The sequence below is a fragment of the Acidobacteriota bacterium genome, from assembly GCA_016184105.1.
Classification (GTDB): domain Bacteria; phylum Acidobacteriota; class Vicinamibacteria; order Vicinamibacterales; family 2-12-FULL-66-21; genus JACPDI01.
In genome coordinates this window covers 22,825-33,173 of record JACPDI010000019.1, presented here as the reverse complement: position 1 = coordinate 33,173, position 10,349 = coordinate 22,825, and the positions used below count along the sequence as shown (strand labels likewise).

Genomic DNA, 10,349 nt, shown 5'->3' with positions numbered 1-10,349 from the left:
GAAGTCGGTCAACCCGGCAAAAAAGGGGCGCTCGCGGTGCACCGCGTAGAACCCTGCAGCCTGCGTCCTCGTGAGGTGCAACCGCTTGATGGCACGGATCTGGAAGCCCGACTCCTCGATGCGCTGGATGATCCGCCCGGCGTGACGGGCGCTGAAGGCGTCAGGTTTGATGATGGCGAGTGTGCGTTCCATGTTCTGGCGATTATACCGGGCAGCAGACCGCGCCGGCCATCCGGCAGAGCTGATCATGCCGTTCGAGCGCATGGGGCGTCGCCGTCGCGACCCCGACTCGCATCACGGCGCGCTCGAGGGGGACCAGCCGGGAGACACGCAGCAGTGGAACCGCAACGCCCCTGCGCTCGACGAGCGCGGCCTCCCCTCCGACGCCGTCGCCATCGCGCAGGATGCGATCGGGGCCAACGAAGACGAGACGGAGGGGTGAGGACGGGCCGCCCCTTCCGTCAGGCGCCGCACCGAGTGGCACTCCTGCTGCCAATGCCGTGGCGGTCCGTTATCGAAGAGATTCCATGATCTCGTCGAGCGCGGCCTTCGGCGGGCGCACCTTGTCGAGCGGCAGCGTGGCCAGCGGCTCGTCGATGGTGTTCAGCAGCGTCGTGAAATCGTCGCGGTCGGGCTCGACGTAAAGGACGCCGGTCGCGTATTCGCCCCGGCGCGCCGTTTCGTGCAGGACCCGCAGCGCCTTCAGCTTGTCGGTCGGGTCGTACTCCTCCGCCACTTTCTTGAGGTACAGCCGCGAACCGTCGTGCAGCGTGACCTCCTTCGTGGTCCCGGGCTCATATTCCACCGCGATATCGTCGAAGAACGGCACGAAGCTGATCTCCCCCAGCACCTCGTCGTGTTCCTTGACGTAGGCGTAGCTCTTGGTGGATCCCGAGTGGTCGTTGAACGTGACGCAGGGAGACAGGACGTCGATCATGGCGGTCCCGCGGTGCGCGATGGCGGCCTTCAGGATCGCGGACAGCTGCTTCTTGTCACCCGAGAACGAACGCGCCACGAACGTCGCGCCCAGCTCGATGGCCATCACGCAGGTGTCGAGCGGCGGCAGGTCGTTGACGACGCCGTTCTTGAGCGTCGAGCCGACATCGGCCGTCGGCGAGAACTGCCCCTTGGTGAGGCCGTAGCAGCCGTTGTCTTCGATGATGTAAATCATCGGCACGTTGCGGCGCATCAGGTGGACGAACTGGCCGATGCCGATCGCGCCCGTGTCGCCGTCGCCGCTGACGCCGATCGCGATCAGCGTCTTGTTCGCGAGGATCGCGCCGGTCGCCACCGACGGCATCCGGCCGTGCACGGCATTGAACCCGTGCGACGTGCCCAGGAAGTACGCCGGGCTCTTGCTGGAGCAGCCGATCCCGGAGAGCTTGATCACCTGAGAGCCGTCCACGCCCATCTCCCAGAACGACTCGACGATGCGTTCGGAGATTGCGTTGTGGCCGCAGCCGGCGCAGAGCGTCGTCCTGCCGCCGCGGTACGGGGCGACCTCGAGCCCGAGGCGGTTGGTCTTCTTCGCGGGCGCCGGTGGAACCGTGGGTGTGTCTGCCATGTCACTCGCCTCCGAGCCCGCCTGAAAACGCCACCGCCTTCTTCGGCGCCGCCGGCTTTGCGCCCTCCTGTTCGAGGAGGTCGTCGGTCACCGACCGCGCATCGATCGGCAGGCCGTTGAAGTGCAGCACGCTGCGGTATTTCGACGCCAGGTCGGCCGGCAGATCGATCTTCAGCAGCGACCGCATCTGCGCGTCGCGGTTCTGCTCGACGACGTAGATCCGCTTGTGGCGCTCGACGAAGGCCCGCACCTCGTCGCCGAACGGGTACGCGCGGACCCGCAGGTAGGACGTCTTCACGCCGTATTCCGACAAGAGCTGGTCGCGGCTCTCCATCACCGCGAAGTGACTGGTGCCATACGCGATGATGCCGATCTCGGCGCCCTCCTGCTCGGACGCCTCCGGCTGCGGCACGAACCGCTTCGCCGTCTCGAACTTGCGCGCGAGCCGCTCCAGGTTGCGCTGATAATCGTCGGGGCGCTCGCTGTACTGCCCGCGCTCGTTGTGGCCGGAGCCGCGCGCGAAATACGCCGGCATGCCGTCGCCAGGAATCGTCCGGTACGGAATGCCGTCCCCATCGACGTCGCGGTAGCGCCCCCACTCGGTCCCCAGGCGCTCGAGCGTCTCGGCATCGAGCAGCTTGCCGCGGCTCAGCGGCCGTGTCGGGTACTCGAACGGGTCGGACATCCACGTGTTCATGCCGAGATCGAGGTCCGACATGACGAACACCAGCGTCTGGAACTGCTCGGCGAGATCGAAGGCGTCCATCGCCATCGAGTAGCACTCCCCGACCGACGCGGGAAGCAGCAGGATGTGCTTCGTGTCGCCGTGCGAGACGACCGCGGTCGTGAGGATGTCCCCCTGCGCGGTGCGGGTCGGGAGGCCGGTGGACGGCCCGACGCGCTGGATGTCGAACACCACGCCGGGCACCTCCGCGTAGTAGGCGAGACCGGCGAACTCGGACATCAGGGACACGCCGGGTCCGGCCGTCGATGTCATCGCGCGCGCGCCCGCCCATCCGGCGCCCAGCACCATGCCGATCGAGGCGATCTCATCCTCCGCCTGCACGATCGCGAACGTCGCCTTCCCGGTCTCCTTGTCCGTGCGGTACTTCCGCATGTAGTCGATGAGCGTCTCGGGCAGCGACGAGGACGGCGTGATCGGGTACCACGCCACGACGGTCACGCCCGCCATCATGCACCCGAGGGCCGCCGCCGCATTCCCCTCGATCAGGATCTTGCCGGCGGTCTGGTCCATCGGCTCGATGTAGAACGGGTCCTGCTTCGGCAGGTTGGCCTCGGCATACCCGTAGCCCGCCGTGAGGGCGCCCAGGTTCAGCTCGACCGCCTTCGCTTTCTTCCCGAACTGCTTGCGCAGCGCCTTCTCCATCTGCGCCATGTCGATCTTGAGCAGGCAGGAAAGCACGCCGTCATAGATCATGTTGCGCACGAGACGGCGGAGCTTCGCGTCGGGGCACACCGGCGCGACGAGCTTGTCGAACGGAACGGGATAGAACAACAGGTCGGCCCGCAGCGCCTTGAGGTTGAGCGGCTCGTCATAGATGACGGCGGCGCCCGATTCGAGCGACAGCACATCTTCCTTCGCCGTCTCCGGGTTCATGGCGACGAGCACGTCGATTTCTTTCTTGCGTCCGATGTAGCCGTCCTTGCTGGCCCGGATGGTGTACCACGTGGGCAGCCCGGCAATGTTCGACGGGAACATGTTCTTGCCCGAGACCGGCACGCCCATCTGGAAAATCGAGCGGATGAGCACGAGATTCGCCGTCTGGCTTCCCGAGCCGTTCACGGTGGCGACCTGGATGCTGAAGTCGTTGACGACCCGATGGGGGGACGGACCGATAGCGGTCTCCTGGACCGCCGCGTTGGGCACGGGCATGGGTCGAGGGTCCTTTGGTGAGGAGTTTCGCGACTGAGGGAATTATATCAGGCGGAGGCCGGGGTCAGCGGCCGGAGGCCAGAGGCCAGGTGCACGCAGGATTAACTCAGTCGTACCTGGCCTCTGACCTCTGGCACGTGACTTCTTATTACTTGAGCCCCGCCGCGATCGCCTGGCCGATCTCCGCCGGGCTCTTGACGACCGTGACACCCGCGGCCGACAGCGCGGCCATCTTCTCGGCGGCCGTGCCCTTGCCGCCCGAGATGATCGCGCCCGCGTGTCCCATCCGGCGTCCGGGGGGCGCGGTCTGGCCGGCGATGAAGCCGACGACCGGCTTCTTGAAATTGGCCTTGATCCACGCCGCAGCTTCTTCCTCCGCGCTGCCGCCGATCTCGCCAATCATCGCCACCGCCTCGGTCTCCGGATCGTCCTTGAACAGCGTGAGTGCGTCGATGAACGTCGTCCCGATGAGCGGGTCGCCGCCGATGCCGATGCACGTCGTCTGGCCGAGGCCGAGCCGCGTGAGCTGGTGGATCGCTTCGTAGGTGAGCGTGCCGCTCTTCGACACGATGCCGACGCGTCCCGGCTTGCAGATGTGCGCCGGAATGATGCCGGCCTTGCCCTGGCCCGCGGTGATGATGCCGGGACAGTTCGGGCCGATGAGCCGCGTGCGCTTCTCTTTCAGGAAGGTGAGCGCCTTCATCATGTCGAGCGTCGGGATGCCCTCGGTGATGCACACCGTGAGGCCGAGCCCGGCGTCGGCCGCCTCCATGACCGCGTCGGCGGCGAAGGGGGGCGGCACGAAGATCACCGACGCGTTCGCGCCCGTCTTCTTCACCGCGTCGGCAACCGTGTTGAAGATCGGCCAGCCCTCGTGGGTCGTCCCTCCCTTGCCGGGGGTGACGCCGCCGACGACGTTCGTGCCGTAGGCCGCGGCCGCTTTCGCGTGGAACGTGCCTTCCCTGCCGGTGAGTCCCTGGACGAGGAGCCGCGTGTGCTTGTCGAGAAGGATCGCCATGGCTACCTCTTGCCCCCTCTCAACGCCGCAGCGGCGGCGACAACCTTGCGGGCCGCTTCGTCCATCGTGTCGGCGGTCTCGAAGTTCAGGCCGCTCTCCTCGAGCATCTGCTTGCCTCTCTCCACGTTGGTGCCTTCCATGCGGATGACGACCGGCACGCCGACGTGGAGTTCCCTGACGGCGGCAATCACCCCCTCGGCGAGCACGTCGCAGCGCAGGATGCCGCCGAAGATGTTGATGAGGACCGCCTGGACGGCCTTGTCGGACATCAGGATCTTGAACGCGTTCCGGATCTGCTCCGCGTTGGCGCCGCCCCCCACGTCCAGGAAGTTGGCCGGCTCGCCGCCGGCGAGCTTGATGATGTCCATCGTCGCCATGGCGAGGCCGGCGCCGTTGACCATGCAGCCGATGTTGCCATCCAGCTTGATGTAGTTGAGGCTGTACTTCGACGCCTCGATCTCGAGCGGGTCCTCTTCGTTGAGATCGCGCAGCCCGGCCACGTCGGCGTGCCTGTACAGGGCGTTGTCGTCGAAATTCATCTTCGCGTCGAGCGCCAGCAGGTCCCCCGCCCTGGTGACGATCAGCGGGTTGATCTCGAGCAGCGACGCGTCCGAGGCGACAAACGCCTGATGGAGCGCGGTCATCACCGTGATGCCCTTGCGCACCGACGCCCCCTCGAGGCCGAGCGCGAAGGCGAGCTTCTGCGCCTGGAAATTCTGCAGCCCGATGCCCGGCTCGATGAACTCCTTGTGGATCTTCTCGGGCGTCTCGGCGGCGACCTTTTCGATTTCGACGCCTCCCTCCCGGCTGACCATCACCACGATCTTCTGGGTCGATCGGTCGATGACCATGCCGAGGTATAGCTCGCGCGCGATGTCGAGCCCTTCCTCGATGAGCACGCGCTGCACCTTTCGTCCCTCGGGGCCGGTCTGGTATGTCACCAGCGTCATCCCGAGCATGTCCCCGGCGAGGCGCCGGGCCTCTTCGGAACTTTTCGCAAGCTTGACGCCGCCACCCTTGCCGCGCCCGCCCGCATGGATTTGCGCCTTCACGACGGAGACGGCGCCGCCAAGCGTGCGCGCGACGTCCGCCGCGGCGCTCGCCTGCGTCACGACTTCGCCTCTGGGCACAGGCACGCCGTGCCGCGCCAGGATTGCCTTCGCCTGATATTCGTGGATTTTCATAATGACCGATCTCCGATGATATCATTCCGCTTTTGGAGTAAACCTACACGATGAGTCGTAGCTTCGCGTCGTCATCCGTGGGCACGAAAGTGCTCATCGCGGTGACCGGGCTCCTTCTGTTCGTCTTCCTCATCGGTCATCTCGCGGGCAACCTCCTCGTTCTTCTCGGTCCAGGGCCCTTCAACGCCTACTCGCACACGCTGATCTCCAATCCTCTCGTCATCCCGATGGAGATCGGGCTGTTGCTGGTCGTCCTGGTGCACGTCTACAAGACCGTGAAGATGTACCTGCAGAACCAGCAGGCGAGGCCTGAGCGCTACGCGGTGAAGCACTGGGCGGGGCACACGAGCCGGAAGAGCGTTGCGTCATCGACGATGATCGTGTCCGGTCTCGTCACCGCCGTCTTCGTCATCTTCCACCTGCAGCAGTTCAAATGGGGGTCGTACTACGAGACCGCCGACACGCCTGCTGTGAGGGACCTCTACCGCACCGAGGTCGAGTTCTTCCAGGACCCGATCTGGGTGGCCATCTACGTGATCTGCATGGGCCTGATCTTCCTGCACCTGCGTCACGGGATTGCGAGTGCGTGCCAGTCGCTCGGCGCAGCCGAGACGTTTGGCAAGCGCATGCTCCGCGTCGGCATGGTCGCCGCCCTCATCATCGGCGGCGGGTTCGCCATCATTCCGTTATTCATCTATTTCGCGAAATGAACCGCTTATGACCCTAGACAGCAAGATCCCAGGCGGCCCGATTGCGGAGAAATGGGACCGCCATCGCTTCGAGATGAAGCTGGTCAACCCCGCGAACCGCCGCAAATATACCGTCATCATCGTCGGGACGGGGCTCGCGGGCGCATCGGCGGCCTCATCGCTCGGCGAGCTGGGTTACAACGTCCTGAGCTTCTGCATCAGCGACAGTCCCCGCCGCGCGCACTCGATTGCCGCGCAGGGGGGGATCAACGCCGCCAAGAACTACCGCAATGACGGCGACAGCATCCAGCGCCTCTTTTACGACACGGTCAAGGGAGGCGATTACCGCGCGCGCGAGGCGAACGTCTACCGCCTGGCGCAGATCTCCGTGAACATCATCGACCACTGCGTGGCGCAGGGGGTGCCCTTCGCACGCGAGTACGGCGGCCTGCTCGACAACCGCTCGTTCGGCGGCGCGCAGGTCTCGCGCACGTTCTATGCGCGCGGCCAGACGGGGCAGCAGCTCCTGCTGGGGGCCTACCAGTCCATGATGCGGCAGGTGAACGCCGGCACCGTGAAGGAGTTCACCCAGCGCGAGATGCTCGACCTGGCGCTGGTCAACGGCCAGGCGCGCGGCATCATCGTCCGCAACCTCGTGACCGGGCAGATCGAACGCTACGCCGCCGACGCGGTGCTGCTCTGCACGGGGGGCTACGGAACCGTCTTCTATCTCTCCACCAACGCGGTCAACTCGAACTGCACGGCGATCTGGCGCGCGCACAAGCGCGGCGCGCTGTTCGCCAACCCGTGCTTCACGCAGATCCATCCGACGTGCATCCCGGTTTCCGGCGAGCACCAGTCGAAGCTCACGCTGATGAGCGAGAGCCTGCGGAACGACGGGCGCGTGTGGGTGCCGAAGAACAGGGGGGACCGCCGCCCGGCGGACCAGATCCCGGAAGACGAGCGCGACTACTACCTGGAGCGGCGGTATCCCAGCTTCGGCAACCTCGTCCCGCGCGACGTCGCCTCACGCGCCGCCAAGGCGGTGTGCGACGAGGGGCGCGGCGTGGGGGAAACCGGGCTGTCCGTCTACCTGGATTTCCGCGACTCCATCCAGCGCCTCGGGCGGAACGTGATCGAAGAGCGCTACGGCAATCTCTTCGACATGTACAACAAGATCACGGCCGAGGACCCTTACAAGGCGCCGATGCGGATCTACCCCGCCGTGCACTACGCGATGGGCGGGCTCTGGGTCGACTACAACCTGATGAGCAACGTTCCGGGGCTGCACGTGCTCGGCGAGGCGAACTTCTCCGACCACGGCGCGAACCGCCTCGGGGCGAGCGCCCTCATGCAGGGGCTGGCCGACGGCTACTTCGTGATCCCGTACACCCTGGCGCACTACCTGGGCAGCGCGCCGTTGCCGAAGGTCACCACGGAGCACGACGCGTTCCGCGAGGCCGAGGCCGGCGTGAGCGACCGCCTGACGAAGCTGCTGAGCGTGAACGGCAAGGAGACGCCCCGCGCGCTCCACCGCCGGCTCGGCAAGGTGCTGTGGGACTTGGTCGGCATGGGCCGCACCGCCGAGGGCCTTAAGACGGCGCTGAAACGGATCCCCGAGCTGCGCGAGGAGTTCTGGCAGAACGTGTCGGTCACCGGGCAGGCGGGAGACCTCAACAAGAACCTCGAGTATGCCGGCCGCGTGGCGGACCATCTCGAGTTCGCCGAGCTGCTCGCGCTCGACGCGCTCCACCGCAACGAATCGTGCGGCGGTCACTTCCGCGAGGAATACCAGACCCCTGACGGCGAGGCGCTCCGCGACGATCACAACTTCATGTACGCGGCGGCCTGGGAGTTCACCGGCGTGGGCAGGGCGCCCACGCTGCACAAGGAGCCGCTCACCTTCGAGTACGTGAAGCCTTCACAGCGGAGCTACAAATAATGGCTGGCATGACGATTCACCTGCGCGTCTGGCGTCAGGCGGGGCCGAACCAGGGGGGCACGCTCGTCCCCTATACGGCCGAAGACGTCTCGCCGGACATGTCGTTCCTCGAAATGCTCGACGTCGTCAACGAGAAGCTGATCGCGGCCGGCAAGGACCCGATCGCGTTTGATTCCGACTGCCGCGAGGGCATCTGCGGCGCCTGCGGCATGGTCATCAACGGCGTGCCGCACGGGCCGGATCCCGGCACCACGGCGTGCCAGCTGCACATGCGGCGGTTCAAGGACGGCGACACCATCACGCTCGAGCCGTTCCGGGCGCGTGCGTTCCCGGTGCTGAAGGACCTCATCGTGGACCGCGGCGCGCTCGACCGCATCATCAAGGCGGGCGGCTACATCTCCGCCAACGTCGGCGCGGCGCCCGAGGCGAACGCGCTGCCCGTCCCAAAGCCGATCGCCGAGCAGGCGTTCGAGTCGGCGGCGTGCGTCGGCTGCGGCGCGTGCGTGGCGGCGTGCAAGAACGCCTCGGCGGTGCTCTTTACGTCGGCCAAGATCAGCCACCTCAACGTGCTGCCGCAGGGGCAGGCCGAGCGGACCCGCCGCGCGGTGGCCATGCTCGACCAGCACGACCTCGAAGGCTTCGGCAGTTGCTCGAACGAAGGGGAATGCGAAGCGGTCTGCCCGAAGGAGATCAGGCTGTCGAACATCGCGCGGATGAACCGCGAGTACCTCCGGGCAAGGCTCGTCGGGGTCTGAGGTACAGGGTTGCAACCCGGAACCATTTCAGGCGCGCCCGGCACCACGGCGGCGCCGGCGGGCTTCGCCTCAGAGACGCACCGGTACGCCGGTAAGACGGCTGCCGGCGCGCAGCGCCGCGCCCAGGACGGCGCGGCGGGCGCCCTGGGGCGAGAGCCACCACTGCTCGAACAGGACCTTCCCCAGATGCCAGGCGGCCCCGATGTCGCGCACGCGGACCTCGGGGGCGGGCTCGGCGAAAAAGTCGCCGTAGGCCACTCCGGCAGCCCCACCGCCCGCCTCCAGCATGCAGAACCCATCGCCACAGAACGTTGTGTCGCACGGCTGTCCGAGCGCCGCGGCGGCGACGCGCTCGGCCGCCACCAGGGCCTCGGCGTGCGCGAAGACGCCGGCCTTGGGCAGCAGCAGCGGCACGTCAGGCTTCCACCGGCCGGGGATCTGCACCGCGGTGATATCACCGATCGCGAGCACGCCTTCGGCTCGCGTCTCGAGCGTTCGCCGATCGACGGAAATCCAGCCGGCCTCGTTGGCCAGCCCGCTCGTCCGGACGACGGATGGCGAGCGGTGCGGCGGAATCGCGACGAGCAGATCGAAGGGAACCGAGGCGCCGTTGTCGAACGCCAGCACCCGGTCGGCGATGGACGCCACCTTGTGCAGCGGGTGGAATCCAACGCCTCGCGACTGGAGCATCGCGGCGACGGCGCCGCCGAGCGCCGGCCCCGCAACCGGGAGCGGCTGCGGCTCCGGCGTGAACAGGTCCACGCTCACGTCGATCCGCCGGCGCCGGCGCAGGTAATCCGCGATGAGCATGGCCCCTTCGTGCGGCGCGCCCGGGCACTTGTACGGCAGCCCGGCCACCAGCACCGCGACCTTCGCACCGTTCCCCAGCGCGTCGAGAGCGGGTTTGAGCCTGGTCGCGCCCTCGAGGGAATAGTAGCTGTGCGAGCGCCCGGATAGTCCCGGCACCGCGTCGGCCGCCAACTCCGCGCCGAGCGCGACGACCAGGAAGTCGAATTCCAGGCTCCCCCGGCTCGTCTCCACGCGCCGGCCGGCGACGTCGATCGCCGAGACCTCGCCCTCGTGCAGGTTGACGCCACGCGCCAGCAGCTTCGCCAGCGGCGAGGTAACCTGACCGGGGGTTCGTGCGCCGGTCATCACCCACAGGAACGACGGCGCAAACGCATGTTGGGGATCGCGTTCCACGACGGTGATGCGATGCCCGCTCCCGAGGCGGCGGCGAAGCGCATGAGCCGCCACCTGCCCGCCCACGCCTGCGCCGAGAATGACGACATGCGCGCCCATC

General features: G+C 67.1%; 10 protein-coding genes. 4 read left to right on the top strand and 6 right to left on the bottom strand.

Annotated elements, in window-relative coordinates:
• On the bottom strand, window positions 1-192 hold a 192-nt coding region (locus HYU53_07385), incomplete at its 3' end, for a nucleoside-diphosphate kinase (GenBank protein ID MBI2221017.1).
• Here HYU53_07385 and HYU53_07380 point away from each other — a divergent pair.
• Window positions 191-442 (top strand): hypothetical protein, encoded by a 252-nt coding sequence (locus tag HYU53_07380; GenBank protein ID MBI2221016.1) that lies wholly within the window; start codon window positions 191-193, stop codon window positions 440-442. The two genes, HYU53_07385 and HYU53_07380, sit on opposite strands and share 2 nt — an antisense overlap.
• A gap of 69 nt (window positions 443-511) precedes the next feature.
• Here the strand turns inward: HYU53_07380 and HYU53_07375 are convergent, their stop codons facing one another.
• From HYU53_07375 to sucC, 4 genes are all read right to left on the bottom strand, one after another.
• Window positions 512-1,564 carry a 2-oxoacid:ferredoxin oxidoreductase subunit beta gene (locus HYU53_07375; protein ID MBI2221015.1) on the bottom strand — a complete coding sequence of 351 codons (1,053 nt, stop codon included), beginning with the start codon at window positions 1,562-1,564 and terminating at the stop codon, window positions 512-514.
• Window position 1,565: 1 nt separating this feature from the next.
• A complete protein-coding gene (locus HYU53_07370) occupies window positions 1,566-3,458 on the bottom strand; it encodes a 2-oxoacid:acceptor oxidoreductase subunit alpha (GenBank protein ID MBI2221014.1) in 1,893 nt (630 codons plus the stop codon).
• Between the two features lie 148 nt (window positions 3,459-3,606).
• Window positions 3,607-4,476: a succinate--CoA ligase subunit alpha gene (gene sucD, locus HYU53_07365; GenBank protein MBI2221013.1), complete on the bottom strand. Its 870-nt coding sequence runs from the start codon at window positions 4,474-4,476 to the stop codon at window positions 3,607-3,609.
• A 2-nt stretch (window positions 4,477-4,478) separates the two neighbouring features.
• Entirely contained in the window at window positions 4,479-5,660 is a 1,182-nt protein-coding gene (sucC, locus tag HYU53_07360) for an ADP-forming succinate--CoA ligase subunit beta (GenBank protein MBI2221012.1), read from the bottom strand.
• Between the two features lie 50 nt (window positions 5,661-5,710).
• On the opposite strand from sucC, the gene HYU53_07355 reads away from it, so the two are divergent.
• From HYU53_07355 to HYU53_07345, 3 genes are read left to right on the top strand one after another with little or no spacing between them, the layout of a single operon-like run.
• Entirely contained in the window at window positions 5,711-6,370 is a 660-nt protein-coding gene (locus HYU53_07355; protein MBI2221011.1) for a succinate dehydrogenase cytochrome b subunit, read from the top strand.
• A 7-nt stretch (window positions 6,371-6,377) separates the two neighbouring features.
• A complete protein-coding gene (locus tag HYU53_07350) occupies window positions 6,378-8,291 on the top strand; it encodes a fumarate reductase/succinate dehydrogenase flavoprotein subunit (protein MBI2221010.1) in 1,914 nt (637 codons plus the stop codon).
• An 8-nt stretch (window positions 8,292-8,299) separates the two neighbouring features.
• Window positions 8,300-9,046: a succinate dehydrogenase/fumarate reductase iron-sulfur subunit gene (locus tag HYU53_07345; GenBank protein ID MBI2221009.1), complete on the top strand. Its 747-nt coding sequence runs from the start codon at window positions 8,300-8,302 to the stop codon at window positions 9,044-9,046.
• 69 nt (window positions 9,047-9,115) lie between these two features.
• Here HYU53_07345 and HYU53_07340 read toward each other — a convergent pair whose 3' ends face one another.
• Complete coding sequence (locus HYU53_07340) at window positions 9,116-10,348, bottom strand: NAD(P)/FAD-dependent oxidoreductase (GenBank protein MBI2221008.1); 1,233 nt, start codon at window positions 10,346-10,348, stop codon at window positions 9,116-9,118.
• Between the last annotated feature and the right edge of the window lies 1 nt (window position 10,349).